The following is a 19,046-nucleotide window of genomic DNA, read 5'->3' on the forward strand; positions in this document are numbered from 1 at the left end:
AGGACCTGTAGGCGTCAGCCAACTTTTCACTTTTCACTCATCATTCCTTCAATCTCCTCCGCTTCGAGCGGGATGTTTGCCATCAGGTCGATGTTGCCCGAATCAGTCAATAATACGTTGTTTTCGAGTCGGATGCCTAACTTCTCCTCCCGGATGTAAATGCCCGGCTCTACGGTAAACACCATGCCCGGCTCCATACGCCGGTATTTGTTGCCCACGTCGTGAACGTCGAGTCCCAGGAAGTGCGACGTGCCGTGCATGAAATATTTTTTGTACAAGGGCGCATCGGGGTTTTGTTTCGCTACCTCGTGCCGGTCGAGCAGGCCCAGTCCAATCAGTTCTGACTCCATAATTTTGCCGACTTCGCGGTGATAGTCGTCCCACAGATTGCCGGGGCGTAGCATCTGTTTTGCCTCTTTCATTACGCGCAGCACGGCATCATAAACGGCCCGTTGCCGGGCTGTAAACCGACCATTGACCGGAAGAGTCCGGGTCATGTCGGCGTTATAATTAGCATATTCAGCACCCAGATCGAGCAGCAGTACGTCGCCAGCCTGGCATTGCTGGCTGTTGTCGACGTAATGCAGTACGCAGCTATTGGCTCCCGATGCTATGATGGGCGAATAGGCCGTGCCGCGCGACCGATGCCGCAGAAACTCGTGCATCATCTCGGCCTCGATTTCGTATTCCCAAACGCCCGGTTTCACGAACGTCAGCAATCGCCGGAACATGCGGTCGGTGATGTCGATGGCGGTTTGGATGAGCGGAATTTCGAGCGGCTGCTTAATAGCCCGCAGGTGGTGCATGAGCGGAGCCAGCCGTTCGAGCCGGTGTAGCGGGTAACGCTGCCTGAACTCGTCGACGAAGCGGGCATCACGGGTTTGCACGTCTATCGTTGCGCGGGTGTGTTCGTTGGTATTCAGATACACCTGTTCGGCCTCGAAAACCATCTGCCCGAAGACCTGCTCGAACTGGTGGGTCCAGTAGATTTGCCGCTGTGGCAGACCCGTTACCTGCTCGGCTTCGGCTTTGGTGAGTTTGTGACCTTCCCAGATTTCAATCTGTTCGCTCGTTTCGCGCAGAAACAGCACCTCGCGAAATTTAGGATCGGGATGGTCGGGGAAAAGTACGAACTGGGTTTCTTCCTGGTCAACGCCGGTCAGGTAAAACAGATCGTTATTTTGCCGAAATGTCATGGTGCCGTCGGCATTGGTGGGCATAATGTCGTTGGCATTCAGAACAACCAGCGAGTTGGGTTTGAGCAGAGCCGTGAGCCGTTGCCGATTCTGAACAAACAAAGACGGGTCAATGGGTAAATAGCGCATCGAACATGAATGAGTAAGCCTGTATCTGGCAAAAATACAAAGCCCCGGTACAGATTTGCCCAAAATCGTGCATCTTTAACGGCTTAACCGAAATCATCTGATTACACAACTATGTTCTCCCACCCATGGCGGCTATGGATAGCCGCGAGCTTCTACTTTTTTTCTCAGATAAACCCCATTTTCGCACAAACGGCTTATGACGTTTCGCCCGGCCAACCCGCCCAACTGAATGGCGTTGAATACGGTGTTGAGGTATTGAACGAACGCTCGAAAGATGTGAAAACGGAAGAATACAACCGCGTCGAACTGGGACTTTATGTAGCCAATCGGAGCGGCTGTACTAAACTGATCTTCCCACGTCAAACCCTGTTCGGCACCGAAAGCGACCCCGATTTACTGGCTACGTTCGATTGCCTGAACGCCACCGGCAAGCGCATGACCAGCAAAAGCGGCACCGTCTCGGCCCGGCCCTTTACTATACCCTACAAGCAGACGGTGAAATCTGCCGAGGGTAAAGACGTGGTTACTACTACCGATGTTCCCGCCGGTTTTATACTCCGAAACGGCGAGAGCATCACTAACCGAATTATCGTAATTGTGCCGTCTGGTGAACAACCACGCCTTCGGGTGCGTATTAAAGAAATAGTCGATACGTTTTAATTCTGCCGATGAAACGATTTGCCATAGGATTGGTTGGGTTAGGGCTGCTTATCAGCAACTTGACGCTGGCTCAGCCAGCAGCCAGCGCACCGAAATACTGGATTCTGTTCGACGCTAAAAACACCGCCGATGCCCCGGCCTTGGCACCCGCATCGCTTAGCCGCCGACAGCAGCAGAACCTGCCGCTCGATGATACTGATCGGCCTGTTCAGGCGTCGTATTTGGAGCAACTGGCCGGGCTGGAGGTGCACATCGAGTGCCGGTCGCGCTGGCTTAACGCGGTGTCGGCCCGGTTAACTACGGCGCAGGTGGCGCAGGTGCAGACGTTGCCGTTTGTGAAAGCCATCCAGGCCATCGATCCGGCTATCACGATTACGGCCCTCGACCTGCCTGCCAATCCGCAGTTGGCACCGGTGATGAATCAGATTCAGGCATCAGATTTTTCTCGGGCGGGCCTGACAGGCCGTTTCGTGACCATTGGCGTAATCGATGCCGGGTTTTTCGGGGCCGACTCGACCAACGCGCTCAAACACGTATTTGCCCGGCAGGGAGTAAAGCAGGTGCGCGATTACGTGAACAACGCCAAAACGCGCGGCAACCTGCTTCGCACGATGGAAACCATGTCTGACTTTCACGGCACCGAAGTGCTGGCCGCTATTGCTGGCAGCGACCCCACCGACAATATTCAGTACGGGCTGGCAACCGACGCGCAGTTTTATCTGGCCCGCACCGATCAGGGCAACCGCGAATTCAGGGGCGAGGAAGATAACTGGGTGGCTGCTATGGAATGGATGGACAGCCTCGGTGTGCGGCTCATCAACACCTCGCTGGGCTACGCTAAAGGCATGAGCAATCCGAAAGAAAACTATTTGCCCAGCCAAATGGATGGTCATACCAGTCTCATTAGCCGGGCCGCCCAACTGGCCGCCGACAAAAAAGGTATTCTCATCATTGTGTCGGCAGGCAACGAAGGCGAAGACCGTTCGTGGCGCATCATCAGCACCCCCGCCGATGCGCAGGGCGTACTGGCTATCGGTGCTACGAACGACCGGCTCTGGAACCGCATTGGCTACAGCAGCATTGGTCCCGAAAGTCTGCCGTACCTGAAACCCAACGTGTCGTGTTTTTCGCGCTATGGCACCTCACTGTCGGCTCCGGTCATTACCGGCTTTGCAGCCTGTTTGATGCAGGCGAATCCGAAGTTAACAAATAAAGAGGTGATTGAGATTATCGAAAAATCGTCACATCTGTATCCTTACGGAAATAATTACGTTGGCTACGGTGTGCCACAGGCGTCGCGGGCGTTGGCACTGCTGAAGAATCAGCCGCTGCCTGCCACAGCCCATTTGGTAAAGGCGTCGGGCAAAACGTGGTCGTTGCCGGTCAGTACGTCAGAAACGATAGTATCGGTTTTCCACAAGAAAAACGGACTACACGTATTGCAGCAGGAAGCGGTTAAAGTACAGAATGGCCGGGTTGTGCTGCATCGGGAAAAAGGCGAGAAGCAAACAACCGTTGATTTAAAGAGAAAAGTAATAGAAGTGATTTGGGAGTAATCTGCTGTCGGGTGAACTAACTGGCACTGTCGGGCGTTTTCGGGCTATTAATAGGATTTATGGCTGATATTTTTGACTATAGCCATGATAGTAAACGATTTGCCCGATTTATAATAGACGCACTAATTCGGTGAATCTGCTCCTGACCCTGCTTTGTTTAGGTTATTTACTACTCGCTTATTCACCAGGAGTAGCGCAGATAAATCCGCCCGCAGGTCGGATGGGTGCTCAATCCTTGCCCATCCGAAACCAGTTTGATCATCTGTCGGTGAAAGATGGGTTGTCGAATAATTCGGTTTTGTGCATTCTGCAAGACCGCGAAGGGTTTATGTGGTTCGGCACCGACGATGGTCTGAACAAATACGATGGCTACACGTTCCGCGTGTTCAAACCCGACCCCGCCGACCGGGGCAGCAGCTTCCAGAATAATCAGATTTACGGCTTGTGCGAAGATCACCGGAACCGGCTTTGGGTGGCTACGCTGGGTGGCTTGCATGAGATCGATAAACGGACAGGACGGGTAACGCCACACCTCATACAAACCGCCGATGCTCACCGCTGGAATTACCAGCATTCGGTTTGCGAAGACAGTCAGCACCAACTCTGGATCAGTACGCTGGGGGGCGTGGCCCGCTACGAGCCCCGGCAGCACCGCTTCAGGCTCTACCCGTTGCCCCGCCCCGAAGCTACTATCAAAACCGTTTTTGAAGACCCGCAACATCGGTTTTGGGTGGGCACTTACGAAGGGTTGTATTTACTGAATCCGGCAACGGGACATTATACGCTGGTACCCGTGTCGGTGCCGGCAGGAGCCGTTCAGCCTACGTTCATCGCATTTCAGATCGATGCCCGACAGACCCTCTGGATGGCTACCGCTACAACCGGCCACGGCCTGTTTCGGCTCGACCTGAACCGGCAACCGTTTCGACCCGAACCCTACAATCCGCAGGGAAAAATCAACCCGTTTACGTTCCTGAATTCCCTGCGTAGCGATCAGCAGGGGATTTTCTGGCTGGCTACCACCACCGGACTGCAACGTATTGACCCGGCCCGGCATCAGGTCTTTACCTACCAGCCCGACCCAAACGCGCCCAATGGCATCAGTAGCAACACGGCACAGACAGTTTACATCGACCGGGCCGGTACGCTGTGGGTAGGCACCGATAACGGTGTCGACCGGCAATCTGTCAGCCTGAAATCCTTTCAGACGTATCAGATTCAGCCAACCGTTGGCACGGCTAATCTGACCCAAAACAAAGTGATTGCGCTGGCACCTGATCAGGCAGGCCGGTGCTGGGTCAGTACCGGCTATGACGTATACCGGCCCGCGTCAGATGGTCAGCCGCGACGCGTATTACCAGTGGTGTTAGGCTCAACGAACCGGTTCCGAAACTACATCCGTGCGCTTCTTCCCGATAGTGCCAGTGGCATCTGGCTGGGAACTACTACGGGGCTGTATCGTTTCAACCCGGCATCGGGCCGATACACATTCTACCCATCTGACGTGCCGATAGAATACATTAGTCGGGCAACATCGGGCGAGTTGTGGGTAGGCGGCTACGTAGTGCCTACGTCGGGCATAGCGTCGTTCAATCCGCAAACGCACCGCTACTGCTACTACAAATACCAGCCCGGCAATGCCGCCGGGCTGCCCGATCAATTTATTCATGGCCTATTAGCCAGTCGTACTGGTAATGAGGTGTGGATACCATTTCGGAAGCAGGGTGTAGGGTGTCTGAATCGGCACACGGGCCGGTTCTGTCAGTATCGCGCCGGGCCACATACGGGACTGAGCAGCAATGACATACAAACTATCTATGAAGACGATGCCGGCATTATCTGGGTCGGTACGAATCAGGGTGGTCTCAACCGGTTCGATCCCCAACAGAAGCGGTTCAGGGCGATTACAACCCAGCAGGGTCTGCCCAGCAACAACATTACCGCCATCAGCAGCGACCGGGCCGGTAATTTGTGGATCAGCACCGACAACGGCCTGTGCCGGTTCGACCCCATCGCCAACGTGTTTCGCAATTACTATGCTACCGACGGCCTGCCCAGCAATAGCTTTATGCGTAATGCGGTGTATCGCCAGAACGACCGGCTGTATTTCGGTAGTCTGAACGGGGTGGTGCATTTTAACCCCGATAGCATTCGCGACGATAACCGGCCTTTTCCTGTTCACATTACCGCTCTATCGGTCATGAATCGGCCCCGCCCGCTGACTGATAGCCTGATTACGCTACAGCACGACGAAAATTTTCTGTCGTTCGGGTTTACAGCCCTGAACTACGCCCAGCCCGAACAGAATCGGTTCGCCTATCAACTCGTTGGCATCGATAAAAACTGGGTCGATAATGGTAACCGGCATTTCGCCAACTACACCAATCTATCGCCGGGCCGCTACACGTTCCGGGTAAAAGCCGCCAATGGCGATGGCTTCTGGAACGAAAAAGGAGCGTCGGTAGCGTTGTTGATACGCCCGCCCTGGTGGGCCACCTGGTGGGCGTATAGCCTGTACGCGCTGCTGGCAATGGGGGCTATTTGGGCCTCCGTTCGGGTGTACGCCAATCGGATTCGGCAGCAACAGGCGGTTGAGCTGAGCCGCCAGGAAGCCGGGCAACTCAAAACGGTTGATGAGTTAAAGACGCGGTTTTTCACGAACATGACGCACGAGTTCCGAACGCCGTTGTCGTTGATTTTGTCGCCGGTCGAGAAGTTGTTGCGTGATAATCAGATAGATTCAGTAACGCGGCAGTCGCTGGGTTTGGTGCAGCGTAATGCCGAACGGCTTCTACAGTTGGTGAACCAGTTATTGGACCTGTCGAAGCTCGAATCGAATCAAATGACGGGGTCGCTTGTGCGGGGCGAACCCGGCAGCTTTGTCAGTCGGTTGGTTGAATCGTTTTGTCAATTTGCTGAACAGAAGGGAGTTCGGCTTGACTGGGTGGTAAACATGCCCTCGCACGAATACCTGTTCGATGCCGACAAATGGGAGAAAATAGTCACGAATCTGCTGTCGAATGCCGTGAAATTTACTGACGCAGACGGTCAGATTACCGTAACGCTGCAAGCAGATACCGGGTCTGATACGGCTTTGGCTACTGCCGTAACCATTTCCGTGACGGATACCGGCATTGGCATCGCACCCGAAAACCTGCCGCATATTTTCGACCGATTTTACCAGGTCGACACGTCGCACACGCGGGCTTACGAAGGCACTGGCATTGGGTTGGCGTTGGTGAACGAATTGGTTCGCTGGCTGCGTGGAATTATCGAAGTACGGAGTCAGCCGGGCCGGGGCAGCACGTTTGCGGTAACGCTGCCTGTGCTGCCCGTGTCGGCAAATTACAACGCGCCCCGCCTGCAATTAACTGGCTCTGAGCCTATACCGATGAACTATTCCTCGGCAACCAATGAGTCGATACGTGTCGAGCCGATACAGGATGAGCAAATTCCGCTCGTCTTGCTGGTTGATGACAACGACGACCTCCGAACGTTTCTGGCTTCCGAACTGTCGGCCACGTACCGCGTTTTGCAGGCGGCTGATGGCGAACAGGGCTGGCATCTGACCCAAACCGAACTGCCCGACATTGTTGTTTCCGACGTAATGATGCCCCGGCTCGATGGCTACGAACTAACCCATCGAATTAAAAATAACCCCTATACCGACCACATTGCCGTAGTGATTCTGTCGGCCAGAACGGCTCATTCGAGTCGGCTGGAGGGCTTGCAGGAAGGAGCCGATGATTATCTGGCAAAGCCGTTTCACGTAGCTGAGCTACACCTGCGCCTGCGCAATCTGACCCAGCGGCAGCAGCGATTGCGCGATCAATATCGGCAACTGTTAGCCCAGTCCGATACGCCCAGTCCGCTCAATCGGGTCGAAGACCTGTTTTTGCAGCGGGTGTATCAATTGCTCGAAAGCCACCTCAGCAACCCAGCCCTAACGGTCGACTGGCTGGCCGACGAACTGGCGATGAGCCGTAAAACCCTGTATCGGAAAATTCATAGCCTGACCCAGCTTAACCCGCACGAACTCATTCGGCAATATCGCCTTCGCAAAGCCGCCGATTTACTGCGGGCAGGTCATACGGCTTCGCAAACGGCTTATCTGACCGGCTTCAAAACGCCCTCTTATTTTACAATGGTGTTTAAAGAGTTCTACCGGAAAACACCTACCGAGTTTGTCGCCGACAGCCCGCGCCGAGTCTGAGAAAAGTGCTACATAGCTCGATTCAGGCGTATTTCTTGTAAAATCCGGGACAATTTCTATCAACTGCGGGACAACATCGTAAACGGTGGAGTCGGTGCTGTGCCGACGCTGTATTTTAGTTTCGCCAAATTGGCAGTGCTCAGTTTCTACAACAAAACGTCACTCTTACCACTATGGAACGTAAGCTTCTATCTATCGCATCTGGCGTGAGACTCACGCTCATGGGGTTGCTTCTGCTGAACAGCCGGATCGCCCGCCCGCAATCTATTCCCGACCCGCAATGGGCCAGGGCCGGTGCAACCGTGGCCGTAACAACCGACGGCAATCTGGCAACAACCGAGTCGCTGACGATAGCGGCACAGGCATTTAATTATTCTGCCGACCGAATTATTAAATATGATTTGCAGGGTAATCGAATTCAGGGTATAGGTATATTTCAAGGCGGTTTTTTTATCGGTGGTCGGTTGCCGGGCATTTCTTATGAGTCTATCGGGAAAATCTTTGCTATGGCGGCCACGCAGGACGGGGGCTTGGCTATAGCCGGTAAAACGGGTATTCGGTCGGCAGGCGTGGTTATTAAGACCAACGCCAACGGTACTTTTCGCCGTTGGGAAGACAGCGACCTGTTTGCCGCCGACCAGATCGATGATATGGTTGGTACGCCCGATGGCGGCTTCGTTCTGCTCCGAACGGTGCTAAACTACGACGGGCCAACCAGCGCAACGATTCGCAAATATGATGCGTCGGGTAATTTCCTCTGGACGAAACAGATTGCCTATCCAACACCCAACCCGGCTTCGCCCGACCGCAGCCTTAGCAAAGGAGAAGCCATTATCAATACTGCCGATGGTGGATTTCTGATTGTTGGGTACTACAACACAACCGGCACCATTGTCGATTTAAACAACCTGGGTTCGTTGGCCGCTACGGGCTGGGTTGCCAAAGTAGACGGACAGGGCAACGCAACCTGGCAGAAACTGCTGAATGGTCTGCCATTGATGTCGGGATTTAACGGTTTCGTGCCGGGTACAATCGTCCAACTGACAGCCGCAACTGATGTAATACCGGCTGCTGATGGCATCGGATACGCCATAGCTGGTGCCGGACTTGCTCCGCATTCGGTAGGTGTTCCGCCCGTTGTCTCGGCAATAGTCGAACTCAATGCCGACGGGTCGTTTAAGCGGGCAAAATCGTTTGGAGATGCTCCGTTTTCCGATTCGTTTATTACGCCTTATACGGCTAATGGTGCTTCCCATTATGCCGTTGGCAATACCAACCGGCAGTCGGGTTCAACGCCCCAGGTTTCGCTGATTAGTACAGCCGACGTCCCGAGTAACAGTGCTGACCTGTTCAAAATACTGGCGCAGCGCACGTTCGATGGGGGCGGTTTTTTACAGGGGATTACTACAGCAAGCGATGGCAGTCTGGCATTCGTTAGTTCGGCCAATCAGTTGACTAAATTGAATGCCCCTACAACTGCTAACTGTGATTTTTCCCAACCACGCCGAGTGGGTGTGTGGAACGGCCTGGAGGTACAAATTCGGCAGTATGGCGACAAACGGGTGCTGGTTACGGCGGTGGTTGGTTCGGCGTCGGACAAGCACTACCCACGGGGCGACAACTTCTGGGACGCTTTTACCAAAGACAGCGGAGCAGATGCCCTGCGGGGATGCCTGAACGGAGGCAACACCAATTACGGTGGCTTAGACGCACCAGCCAATCTGAACGCACCGTCGGGTTATCAATCGGGCCGGGAGACTGACGGTGCGTTTTTCTTTGCGCGAAGCAGTGGTGGTCTATGCGATTTTTCGCAACCGCGTCGGGTAGGTAGCTGGAACGGCCTGGAGGTACAAATTCGGCAGTATGGCGATAAACGGGTACTGGTTACGGCGGTGGTTGGTTCGGCGTCGGATAAGCACTACCCACGGGGCGACAATTTCTGGGACGCTTTTACCAAAGATAGCGGAGCAGATGCCCTGCGGGGATGCCTGAACGGGGGGAACACCAATTACGGCGGGTTGAGCGCACCGGCTAATTTACAAACGCCATCGGGCTATCGGTCGGGACAAGAGGCCGATGGCGCATTCTTTTTCGAGCAAAACGGTAGTCAGCCCCCCACGGGCGGGCCGCTTACGCTACTGGCACCGACTTATGACTGCGCGACGGGAGCTTTCCGGTTTAACATCAGCGGAGGCAATGGCAGTACGATTGAGTACCAGTCGCCCGGTATTACCGACTGGACTACCAACCCTAATCAGTTTGTTGATAAAGACAGCCGAACGGCCAACGACGTACCTCCCTTTACGCTGTTGGCCCGCCAGAGCGGACAGGTTGTTACCTACGTCTGGAATCTGAGAGCAGCCTGTGGCCGGGCACGCGCCGGAGCCAACGAACCGGGTACGCGCTTACAGGTGAACGTGCTTGGCAACCCAGTCGAAGGAAGATCGGCAGAGATTGACATCAACGGAGTAGCCGACCAGAACGTACAGGTCGATTTGATTGACATACAGGGCCGCATCATTCATCAGCAGCGCATCGGGCAGGCCGCAGCGACTGAGCGGGTTAACATACCTCTTGGTAACAGCCGTGGTTTGCTGTTTTTAAACGTTAGCACGGCCACCCAACGCCAGCGTTTGACGTTGGTAAAACCATAAATCAATCAAAAAAGGGAAGCCTGCAAGGGCTTCCCTAAATCCTGTTTAATCTCGTGAATCGTGCCAGGCCAGCGTTCTGGTTCAGAAATAGTTTTTCCCCTGCAAATAATTCTGTACGTAATCGGTAATGCCTTCTTCGAGCGTATGAAACGGGCGGTCGTAACCGATTGACCGGAGTTTTGCCATATTCGCCTGCGTAAAGTATTGGTACTTATCGCGGATGTCGGCGGGCGTGTCGATGTAAGAAATAGTGGGTTCGAGACCGAGGGCGCGGAACGTATTTTCGGCCAGGTCGCGGAAGGTGCGGGCTTTGCCACTGCCGAGATTATAAATACCGGAGTTGCGCCGGTGATGCATCAGAAACGAGCAGACTTCTACGACATCTTTCACATAGACAAAATCGCGCATTTGTTCGCCATCTGCATAGTCGGGATTGTGCGACCGGAATAATTTCATTTCGCCTGACTGGCAAATTTGCCGGTGTGCATGGAAGATTACCGATGCCATTCGCCCCTTGTGGTACTCGTTGGGGCCATACACGTTAAAGAATTTCAATCCAGCCCAGAAAAACGGTTTACGTTCCTGTTCTAAGGCCCAACTATCAAATTCATTTTTAGAATCGCCGTAGGGGTTGAGCGGTTTAAGCTGCGGAATCAGCGACTCGTTATCGTCGTAGCCGAGTTCGCCTAAGCCATACGTAGCTGCTGAGGAAGCATACACTAACGGAATCTGGTAATCGATACAGCGTTCCCAAATCTGTTTGGAGTAGTCGACATTTAACTGGTCGAAAATTTCGCGGTCGAACTCGGTCGTATCGGTACGGGCACCAATGTGAAAAATGAATTCAACTTCCTGGTAATTGGCATCGAGCCAGCGAAAAAAATCAGTTCGATCTACTCGTTCCTGAATGCGTTTATGAGCCAGATTGGCTTCTTTTTCGGGGTGCGAAAAATCATCGACAGCGATGATGAAATTGAAATTTTCCTGATTAAGTTTACTAATCAAACAGCTTCCAATAAAGCCGGCGGCCCCCGTAACGATAATCATAAAATGGTGGTCGTAAACGTGTTTGTAGATAAAGAGAGATTGATATCCGGTATAAAGGCGCAAAAGGGTGCGTAAAGGTACGTTTTTTCCAAGAAAGAATAGAATAGCGTTTATAGGGATTAAATTGTATTATTTTTAGATACGGTACGTAAACTGGCACATGTACTGGTCATAAAACAACGCAATCGTTTTTTTGCCCTTGTAGAGTGTGTACTTTTGCAGTTTCATTGTTCATCGGCGTTTCTGGCAACCGCCCTATCTAAACCAGACAAATGGTATACATTAATCGAATCGAACATTTCAATGCGGCTCACCGGCTCTATAACCCAGCCTGGTCGGACGAGCGCAACCGCGAGGTCTTCGGCCCCTGCGCCAATATGAACTGGCACGGCCATAATTTTGAATTAATAGTCACGGTTAAAGGCCAGCCCAATCCTGATACGGGCTTCGTGATTGACCTTAAGGTGCTGGGCGACATTATCAGGCGCGAAGTAATCGAAAAAGTCGATCACAAAAACCTGAACCTCGACGTCGATTTCATGCAGGGGAAAATGGCGAGCTGCGAAATCTTTGTAATGGAAATCTGGAAAATTCTCGACCGCGCCCTGGCTGAAGTATCAGAAGCACATGGCCCGACGGTCGGGCTGCATCAACTGCGTCTGTACGAAACGCCCAAAAATTTCGTAGATTATTTCGGAGAGTAAACAAAAATGGCAGCCGCCAAAAGCTGCTGCCATTCTGAAAACCCACTCTATGAGAAATAAATGAGCGTTTACCGGCCACCCAGCGGAAATACGTAGCCAAGTGTAGCCTGAACGGGGATGACCCGGCTGTCGGTGCTAAAGCCACCATCACTATTACCCAGCGGATACAGACCCCGCACCTCAACGGTGAGGTGGCCCGGCCCCGTTTTTAAGGCAGTTCCAACACCAAGCGCAGCACCGAAGCTGAATCGGCCTTCCCGCCCATCGAGCGATTGATTTTTACCGTCGACACTTGTATTGAGCAGATAGCTGGCGTAGGGACCCACGTTCACAAAAAAGCGGGTACTGTTTGCCGTACCCGACGCTATTTTGAGCAGAAGCGGAATTTCAACTACGTCGGCGGCATTTTTGGTCGTGATAACCTGTCCGGTGAAGATGTCGGGAATTTTTACCGTAGCAGCATAGCGGGTATAGTTAATTTCGGGCTGGAACGAAAACGTACCGGCTCCAAAATTCAGTACCAGTCCACCTACGAAGCCCACGCCCGGCTCAATGCCTGTAACGGTTTCGGTGAAAATTTGATAGGTGACACCCCCCCGAACGCCAATCCGAACACCCGACGCGCTGCCATCCGACGAGCGGGGTGCTGCCTGTGGTTGCCGACTTGCCATGTCTTCGACAGGCTGTGGTTTAGGCGGCTCAGCAGGCCGACTCGGCTGGCGCGTGGGTTGCTGAACAGGCGTGGCAGGAGCCGCCGGTTTTTTTGTGATGCCGTGGTATTGGTCGTATAATTCCTGCTGACGATTGGTTGAGGTTGGCTGGGTTGTTGATGAAGGCGGTGTAACGGGGCGGGTTTGGGCAAGTGAAAAACTGGTTGTTAAAGAGATTAGTGTCGCGAGAAAATAGGGTGTTTTCATCGGAAGGTCTGTAAAAAAACGTTTTTGTAATAATTAGTCGGTAAGGTACAAAATCCCGTAACATCAATGAGGGAGCGGTAAAGTCAGTTGAGTATACGGCTCATTTATTTTGCCAGAGCGGTCTTCACGGCACCATACGCGTTCAACAGCCCGCCCGAACGGCTCAGGCTTTTAAACGGTATCTTTTCGTCGGACCGACCAGGTTTGCGTACCAGTACGTCGGGTTTATAACTGCTTTTTAGCAGAATTTCTTTTACCTGAATGGCTGTTAAATTCGGAAAATACGACCGTAACAAAGCGGCTACGCCGGCTACGCAGGGCGCGGCCATGCTGGTTCCCGAAAAAATAGCGTAGCCGTTGTTCGGCGTGGTCGACACAATTCCCGAACCTGGGGCAAACAAATCGACCGTCTGCGGCCCGTAATTCGAAGAGCGACTGGCTAAATTTTCGCCAACGCGCCCGCTGCTATTGCCCACTACGAGCACATTTTGCGCTACTTGCCCGTTTTCATAGCGGGCCGACGGGTAGGAGGGCAGCGAGTCGTAGTTTTCGCCGTTGTTGCCAGCCGCGTGAACAATCAGCACGTCGCGCTCTTCGGCAAAGCGAATGGCTGCGTCGATTTGTTCTTTAAACGGCGACAACCGCTTGCCAAAGCTCATATTTATCACTTTTGCGCCATTTTCAACCGCATAGCGAATGCCGTTGGCAACGTCTTTATCGCGTTCGTCGCCGTTGGCGGGCACAACCGACACAGGCATAATACGCACATTGTCGGCCACGCCATCGATGCCACGACCGTTGCCGCGTTTGGCTCCGATAATGCCCGCTACATGACTGCCATGAACAGCCAATTGCTCCGACGTGCCGATGCGCATAGTTGGGCTACCGTAGTAGCGTTCGGTGGGGTCGGCTGGGTCATCGCCCACGGCCCGGCGGGCGTTGTAGCTGGGGTTGTAGGCAATAACCGTATCGATGCGTTGCCGTTGCAGAAACAGGGTTTTAGCCCGCTGATAGGTGTCGTATTGCCGCTTCTCGGCTGGGCTTAGTGCAGCCGGGTTGGCTTTGTCGAATTTATTGCGAAACAGCAGGTAGGTCTGCGTAATTTCGGGCTGGTCGTATTCGTAGGTGGTTCCGTCTTTCGCGCCCATAAAATTCCAGCCGTTATAATCGTCGGCGTAGCCATTTCTATCGTCGTCGATGTTGTTATCGGGTGTCTCATTGGGGTTTGCCCAGATCACGTCTTTCAGGTCTTCGTGGGCAATGTCTACGCCTGAATCGAGTACGGCTACCGTTACTGGCACCGAAGGCAGCCCTTTCAATAGTTCATAAGCCCGGTAGAGACTAATGCCTGCAATGGAATCGGTTTCGGGGTCTAAGTGAGGCCAGTTGAGCGGGAGCTGGCGGGCAGGTCGGGCGCGGGCAAACGGTGTTTTACTGGCGAGAAGGTCTGTTCGCTCAAGGCAATCGTCGTTGATGGGCTGGAGCGAAAACTGTTCAGCACTGTTCAGATAAGCCAGCCGGTAACGGCCCATTACGCCCGTACCGCAGGGGCTGCTGCCAACGAGCTTACGCACATAAAGCGTATCGCTTTGCTGGCGGTATTCCATTGCTTCCACCAGCGCGTTGCCGGCCTGAGTTGTAATCAACAGCGTGTCGCGACCAAAGGTAATAAACACCGGCACGTCGCTCGGCGAAAGAACGGTGCCCCGCCAGCGAGAGTTGCGGATGGGCAGTTGCGCTTCAGTCAGTAGGGGCAGCAGGAGACAGGCAGCGACGATGAGTCGTAAAAAGGAGCGTGGATTCATGCAGTTTCTGATTACTTTCGTTTTATCACATCCTAAACGTCGTGGATAACCAATTTGCTTTCCTGTTCTGTCTTTTTATTGTCGGGTTTGTGTACGCGTCGGTAGGCCACGGCGGAGCCAGTGGTTATTTAGCCATGATGGCTTTGTTTGGCGTAGCTCCAGTGCTGATGAAACCATCGGCTCTGTTGCTCAACCTGTTCGTATCGACGGTATCGTTCGCGCAGTTTTACCGGGCGGGGCATTTTCGGTGGGCTACCTTCTGGCCGTTTGCTGTGTTGAGCGTGCCGCTGGCATTTGTCGGTGCCAGAATTCCGCTGAGCGACACGGTTTATCGGCAACTACTGGCTGTGTGTCTGCTGCTGGTGGTGGTACGGCTGCTCTGGACAGTGCGCGGCAACGAAGAAAGCGTTCGGCCCGTTCCTGTTGGCGTGGGCTTGTTAACGGGTGGCGTCATTGGTATCCTGTCGGGTATGATTGGCATTGGCGGGGGTATCATTCTCAGCCCAATCATGCTGATATTCCGGTGGGCACGGCTGAAAGAAGTAGCGGCTACGTCGGCCCTGTTTATTTTCGTAAACTCGCTGTCGGGTTTGTTTGGGCTACTCAGCAAAGGCTACTCGCCCGACCCAGCCTTGTACGGCTGGATTGGCGCGGCTTTCGCGGGCGGGCTGCTGGGCGGGTATTTCGGTAGCCACCGGTTCAATGTGCCCACGCTGCGGTATTTGCTGGCATTGGGCGTGAGCGTAGCCTGCATAAAGTTGATTTTTACATAAACAAACCACTAACCTCAACCCGTAAACCCGTTAGCACAAAGGACTCTACAGCACCGGTTTCAGCGGCAAACGACATGAGTTCGTAGCCTGTTTCCTGCCGCTGATACACCTCAATGCTGCGATTGTTGATATCGACAATCCAGTATTCGGCCACATTCATACGTTCATATAGCCGAAATTTTTTGCCCCGGTCGGTTTTTATCGAACTGGGCGAGATGATTTCCACGAGCAGGTCAGGTACGCCGAAAACACCATCTTCCCGGATAATTTCCTGTCTGGCCGACGAGACGAAAATTAAATCAGGCTGAACATCATCAAAATCATTCAGCACAACGCCGAAGGGCGCGAACAGGACGCGCCCAAGCTGGTTTGCTTTGACATGATTGCCAATGAGCATAGTTAATTCAAAAAGGGCACTCTGATGGGACGCAGTTGGATAGTTACGGGGCACGATTTCTCCGTCGATAAGTTCAAAAATAAACTCGCTGAGTTCCTGCTCCTCAAACTCCATCTCTCTGAACTCCTGGTACGTAATCGGCTTCGTGAGCGTTTGCATACGCGTCGGCGGCTTAGTTGGCATAAAAGTAAGTATTTATACGAACATTTCCTTGTGGAAAACAACGCCTGTACCGCGCAGGGTCACTTTGCCCGTGGCCGGGTCTATGACCGAGCAGGTAATCTCGGCGGTATGCCGGTGGGTGTCGATGCTACGGCACTCGAACCGGGCTTCGTAGTCGGTATCGGGGTACATGGGCCGCACAAACTCCAGCATCTGCGACAGATGTACACCGCCCGACCCGCCGAAATCTCGACCAAAAACCCGCGCAAACACGCTCGCGCTCAACATGCCGTGCATGATTGGCTTTTTGAAGGGTGTTGTGGCTGCAAACTCCGGGTCGAGGTGCAGCGGATTATCGTCGCCGGTCAGTTCGGCAAACGTCCGAACGTCGTCCTGCGAAAAACGATAGGAATAGCTGTGTGTATCGCCAACTTTCATGGTTGAAGGGTTGAATGATTGAGTGGTTGAATGATTGAGTGATTGAGTGATTGAATGGTAGAGTGATTGAATGATTGAATGATTGAATGATTGAATGTAATCCTTGCACTCCATTCAATCATTCAATCATTCAATCATTCAATCACTCAATCACTCTACCAAACCACTAACGCTGAAGCCCAGGTAAAGCCGCTGCCAAACGCCGACAGGCAGATTACTTGTCCGCTATGAAGCCGACCCGATTTCCAGAGTTCGCTGAGGGCGATGGGGACCGAAGCCGCCGTGGTGTTGCCGTACTGCTGAATATTGATCCAAAGCTTTTCGGTGGGCAGGTTCATTGTTCGTTGTACGTACTCCAATATACGCAGATTAGCCTGATGCATCACGAAAAAATCAACGTCATCAAGTGTAAGCCCGTTGGCCTGCACGGCTTCGTTGATAACCGCCGGAAATTTCTCGAAGGCTTTCTTAATGACCATCATGCCCTTAAAAACGCCCGTATGCAGGTATTTCGGCTCGAATGGCCCCATATTGGGCTTCACAAAACTGCCGTTCAGGTACTGCGGTTTGTATTTGTTAAAGTGATAATTGCCGTGGCTACCGGGGTTGATAATGCTCAGTTCCTCGGCATACGTGCCGTCGGCGTGGAGGTGTGTCGACAGGATGCCCGGTTCGGTGGTCGGTTGTAGCACTACGGCCCCGGCTCCGTCGGCAAACAGCACGGCCACGTCGCGTCCCTGCACGCTGTAGTCTAAATTAAACGACTGCCGCTCGGCTCCAACCACCAGAATGTTGCGATACGTGCCGGTTTTGATAAACTTATCGGCCACCGACAGCGCGTAGAGAAAGCCCGTACATTGATTCCGAATGTCGAGCGCACCTACTTCGCCCCGCGTAATGCCCAGTTCACGTTGCAGCAACACGCCACAGCCCGGAATCAGGTAATCGGCACTCATGGTGGCAAAAATGATAAAATCAACATCGTTGGGGGCAATACCGGCCCGTTCGATGGCGATGCGGGCCGCAGCCGCGCCGAGGGTAGTGGCGGTTTCCTGACCCGGTTTGGCGAATCGCCGTTCGCGGATACCCGTTCGGGTTTCAATCCAGTTGCTGTCGACGTCCATACCGGGAGGCAGTTCGTCGTTTGTTACAATCCGTTCGGGCAGGTAATGGCCTACACCGGCTATTCGGGTGTTCATCATCAATAACACAACTCGTTTTCGGGGCGTTTGTCCTGAAAAACCTACAAAAACAAAAAGCCCCCCGATTGCTCTGTTCGACGTAATCAGCGACTATGCTCAACAACTTCAACAAGAATTACGTTTAATAACTTTTACCACTTAGTTGTCTTTAATGCACTCAAATACAGAGCGTCTACGCCTGCCCTCATTATCATCAGTCATATCGATTGTAAGCCTGTTTTTGACTAAAATCCCCAGCTTTTTGCGTCCTAAAAAGAACAGATAGTTATCTAAAGAATCTTTTACGTGGACATCCCCTAAAGTATAATATAATTGAACGGTTGAGTTTTTGAATTGCCTGACTTGAATATCTACCATACCTTCTTTGAGGGGGCTTATTGAAACCGTTGCCGATAAGGTATCTGTGAACATGAACACGGGTAATTCGACATCGTTAACTGCCTTTCCATCGGTGTAGGCAGTCATACGACTTACCCGATAAACACCATATAGGCCATTCTTACTGAGGTTATACTGCTGAAAAGCCCAGAAAGGTGTTGAGGCTAAAAAAACAAGTAGTAATTGACTAACTGCCTTATACTTATTCATATCCATCAAAGATAATATAACTTGAGCAAGGCTTATTTTATGATAAGATTCGAATAGCTATAAAAAATTAAAGGGGCCTGTAATCAACTGATACAGGCCCTTTAATGTTACTGCCGGAACGTCCAGCCAATCCGTTTAAAGTTCTGGCTTGGTCTCCAGTCGGTGCCTGTGCTGTCGATAACCAGGACCAGATTGGCCGTTGGGGCCGTGGTGCTGGTAGTGCGGCTAACCGTTACCGTTACCAACGCCGTGCTCGACTGCGGAGCGAAGACAGCCGTACCGCCGTTGCTGATCGAGTAGCTCGTGGCGGGGGCGGTTGTTGCGGCTGGGTCGGGCAGCACCCGAACGCTCAGCTCCGAACCCCGCTGCCGACCTACCAGATTGAGCCGGGTCGTTAAGGTAGTGGCGGCTGTCAGGTTGTTTGGCACGGCAATGAGTGGGTAGTTCCGGCCCACGGCGGGGTTGGTTGTAACCGTCTGATCAAATTCGATCAGCGTCTGCTCATCGAATACTTTATCCAGACTATTGTCGCAGGCTGCGAAGCCGAACGAGGCTACCGCGATGCCTATGATATATGCAATTTTACGCATGATGATATCGAAAGA

The 19,046-nt window shown here is 52.9% G+C and carries 15 protein-coding genes; 6 read left to right on the top strand and 9 right to left on the bottom strand.

Annotated features, from left to right (window positions below; genetic code table 11):
* Nucleotides 1-26: 26 nt before the first annotated feature.
* On the bottom strand, nt 27-1,325 hold the full coding sequence (locus tag AWR27_RS03575) for an aminopeptidase P family protein (protein WP_077129937.1): 1,299 nt from the start codon (nt 1,323-1,325) through the stop codon (nt 27-29).
* A 111-nt stretch (nt 1,326-1,436) separates the two neighbouring features.
* Between AWR27_RS03575 and AWR27_RS03580 the strand changes: the two genes are divergently transcribed.
* From AWR27_RS03580 to AWR27_RS03595, 4 genes are all read left to right on the top strand, one after another.
* Complete coding sequence (locus tag AWR27_RS03580; protein WP_077129938.1) at nt 1,437-1,985, top strand: ABC transporter permease; 549 nt, start codon at nt 1,437-1,439, stop codon at nt 1,983-1,985.
* Nucleotides 1,986-1,993: 8 nt separating this feature from the next.
* Nucleotides 1,994-3,541, top strand: coding sequence for a S8 family serine peptidase (locus tag AWR27_RS03585; RefSeq protein WP_077129939.1), 1,548 nt, complete (start codon nt 1,994-1,996; stop codon nt 3,539-3,541).
* A 130-nt stretch (nt 3,542-3,671) separates the two neighbouring features.
* Nucleotides 3,672-7,754 (top strand): hybrid sensor histidine kinase/response regulator transcription factor, encoded by a 4,083-nt coding sequence (locus AWR27_RS03590; RefSeq protein ID WP_232325964.1) that lies wholly within the window; start codon nt 3,672-3,674, stop codon nt 7,752-7,754.
* A 173-nt stretch (nt 7,755-7,927) separates the two neighbouring features.
* Nucleotides 7,928-10,408, top strand: coding sequence for a hypothetical protein (locus tag AWR27_RS03595; RefSeq protein WP_157579119.1), 2,481 nt, complete (start codon nt 7,928-7,930; stop codon nt 10,406-10,408).
* 81 nt (nt 10,409-10,489) lie between these two features.
* Here the strand turns inward: AWR27_RS03595 and rfaD are convergent, their stop codons facing one another.
* Nucleotides 10,490-11,455 carry an ADP-glyceromanno-heptose 6-epimerase gene (gene rfaD / locus AWR27_RS03600; RefSeq protein WP_077129942.1) on the bottom strand — a complete coding sequence of 322 codons (966 nt, stop codon included), beginning with the start codon at nt 11,453-11,455 and terminating at the stop codon, nt 10,490-10,492.
* Between the two features lie 272 nt (nt 11,456-11,727).
* Between rfaD and AWR27_RS03605 the strand changes: the two genes are divergently transcribed.
* Nucleotides 11,728-12,159 carry a 6-pyruvoyl trahydropterin synthase family protein gene (locus tag AWR27_RS03605; protein WP_077129943.1) on the top strand — a complete coding sequence of 144 codons (432 nt, stop codon included), beginning with the start codon at nt 11,728-11,730 and terminating at the stop codon, nt 12,157-12,159.
* 68 nt (nt 12,160-12,227) lie between these two features.
* On the opposite strand, the gene AWR27_RS03610 is transcribed toward AWR27_RS03605, so the two are convergent.
* Both AWR27_RS03610 and AWR27_RS03615 read right to left on the bottom strand, forming a co-directional pair.
* Nucleotides 12,228-13,076 carry a porin family protein gene (locus AWR27_RS03610; RefSeq protein ID WP_077129944.1) on the bottom strand — a complete coding sequence of 283 codons (849 nt, stop codon included), beginning with the start codon at nt 13,074-13,076 and terminating at the stop codon, nt 12,228-12,230.
* Between the two features lie 104 nt (nt 13,077-13,180).
* Complete coding sequence (locus AWR27_RS03615; protein ID WP_077129945.1) at nt 13,181-14,881, bottom strand: S8 family peptidase; 1,701 nt, start codon at nt 14,879-14,881, stop codon at nt 13,181-13,183.
* 41 nt (nt 14,882-14,922) lie between these two features.
* Here AWR27_RS03615 and AWR27_RS03620 point away from each other — a divergent pair, with 41 nt between their 5' ends.
* Nucleotides 14,923-15,654: a sulfite exporter TauE/SafE family protein gene (locus tag AWR27_RS03620; protein WP_077129946.1), complete on the top strand. Its 732-nt coding sequence runs from the start codon at nt 14,923-14,925 to the stop codon at nt 15,652-15,654.
* On the opposite strand, the gene AWR27_RS03625 is transcribed toward AWR27_RS03620, so the two are convergent.
* The 5 genes from AWR27_RS03625 to AWR27_RS03645 form a co-directional block, all read right to left on the bottom strand.
* Nucleotides 15,647-16,210: a Uma2 family endonuclease gene (locus tag AWR27_RS03625; protein WP_077129947.1), complete on the bottom strand. Its 564-nt coding sequence runs from the start codon at nt 16,208-16,210 to the stop codon at nt 15,647-15,649. The genes AWR27_RS03620 and AWR27_RS03625 overlap by 8 nt on opposite strands.
* 36 nt (nt 16,211-16,246) lie before the next feature.
* The gene (locus AWR27_RS03630; protein ID WP_077129948.1) at nt 16,247-16,651 is read right to left on the bottom strand and encodes a MaoC family dehydratase; all 405 of its coding nucleotides are present in this window, start codon (nt 16,649-16,651) and stop codon (nt 16,247-16,249) included.
* 155 nt (nt 16,652-16,806) lie between these two features.
* Nucleotides 16,807-17,853, bottom strand: a complete 1,047-nt coding sequence (locus tag AWR27_RS03635) for a 3-oxoacyl-ACP synthase III family protein (RefSeq protein ID WP_077129949.1) — start codon at nt 17,851-17,853, stop codon at nt 16,807-16,809.
* Nucleotides 17,854-17,991: 138 nt separating this feature from the next.
* Nucleotides 17,992-18,441 (bottom strand): hypothetical protein, encoded by a 450-nt coding sequence (locus AWR27_RS03640; protein ID WP_157579121.1) that lies wholly within the window; start codon nt 18,439-18,441, stop codon nt 17,992-17,994.
* A gap of 107 nt (nt 18,442-18,548) precedes the next feature.
* The gene (locus tag AWR27_RS03645) at nt 18,549-19,031 is read right to left on the bottom strand and encodes a hypothetical protein (protein WP_077129951.1); all 483 of its coding nucleotides are present in this window, start codon (nt 19,029-19,031) and stop codon (nt 18,549-18,551) included.
* Nucleotides 19,032-19,046 lie beyond the last annotated feature (15 nt).

Origin of the sequence: Spirosoma montaniterrae, assembly GCF_001988955.1 — a bacterium.
In the GTDB taxonomy this organism is placed as follows: Bacteria; Bacteroidota; Bacteroidia; order Cytophagales; family Spirosomataceae; genus Spirosoma; species Spirosoma montaniterrae.

What these genes read in the sequence shown, in the direction of transcription:
- rfaD (WP_077129942.1), bottom strand. Translation starts at nt 11,455, where the DNA reads ATGATTATCGTTACGGGGGCCGCCGGCTTTATTGGAAGCTGTTTGATT.
- AWR27_RS03605 (WP_077129943.1), top strand. Translation starts at nt 11,728, where the DNA reads ATGGTATACATTAATCGAATCGAACATTTCAATGCGGCTCACCGGCTC.
- AWR27_RS03635 (WP_077129949.1), bottom strand. Translation starts at nt 17,853, where the DNA reads ATGATGAACACCCGAATAGCCGGTGTAGGCCATTACCTGCCCGAACGG.
- AWR27_RS03640 (WP_157579121.1), bottom strand. Translation starts at nt 18,441, where the DNA reads ATGAATAAGTATAAGGCAGTTAGTCAATTACTACTTGTTTTTTTAGCC.
- AWR27_RS03625 (WP_077129947.1), bottom strand. Translation starts at nt 16,210, where the DNA reads ATGCAAACGCTCACGAAGCCGATTACGTACCAGGAGTTCAGAGAGATG.
- AWR27_RS03645 (WP_077129951.1), bottom strand. Translation starts at nt 19,031, where the DNA reads ATGCGTAAAATTGCATATATCATAGGCATCGCGGTAGCCTCGTTCGGC.
- AWR27_RS03580 (WP_077129938.1), top strand. Translation starts at nt 1,437, where the DNA reads ATGTTCTCCCACCCATGGCGGCTATGGATAGCCGCGAGCTTCTACTTT.
- AWR27_RS03630 (WP_077129948.1), bottom strand. Translation starts at nt 16,651, where the DNA reads ATGAAAGTTGGCGATACACACAGCTATTCCTATCGTTTTTCGCAGGAC.
- AWR27_RS03575 (WP_077129937.1), bottom strand. Translation starts at nt 1,325, where the DNA reads ATGCGCTATTTACCCATTGACCCGTCTTTGTTTGTTCAGAATCGGCAA.
- AWR27_RS03585 (WP_077129939.1), top strand. Translation starts at nt 1,994, where the DNA reads ATGAAACGATTTGCCATAGGATTGGTTGGGTTAGGGCTGCTTATCAGC.
- AWR27_RS03615 (WP_077129945.1), bottom strand. Translation starts at nt 14,881, where the DNA reads ATGAATCCACGCTCCTTTTTACGACTCATCGTCGCTGCCTGTCTCCTG.
- AWR27_RS03595 (WP_157579119.1), top strand. Translation starts at nt 7,928, where the DNA reads ATGGAACGTAAGCTTCTATCTATCGCATCTGGCGTGAGACTCACGCTC.
- AWR27_RS03610 (WP_077129944.1), bottom strand. Translation starts at nt 13,076, where the DNA reads ATGAAAACACCCTATTTTCTCGCGACACTAATCTCTTTAACAACCAGT.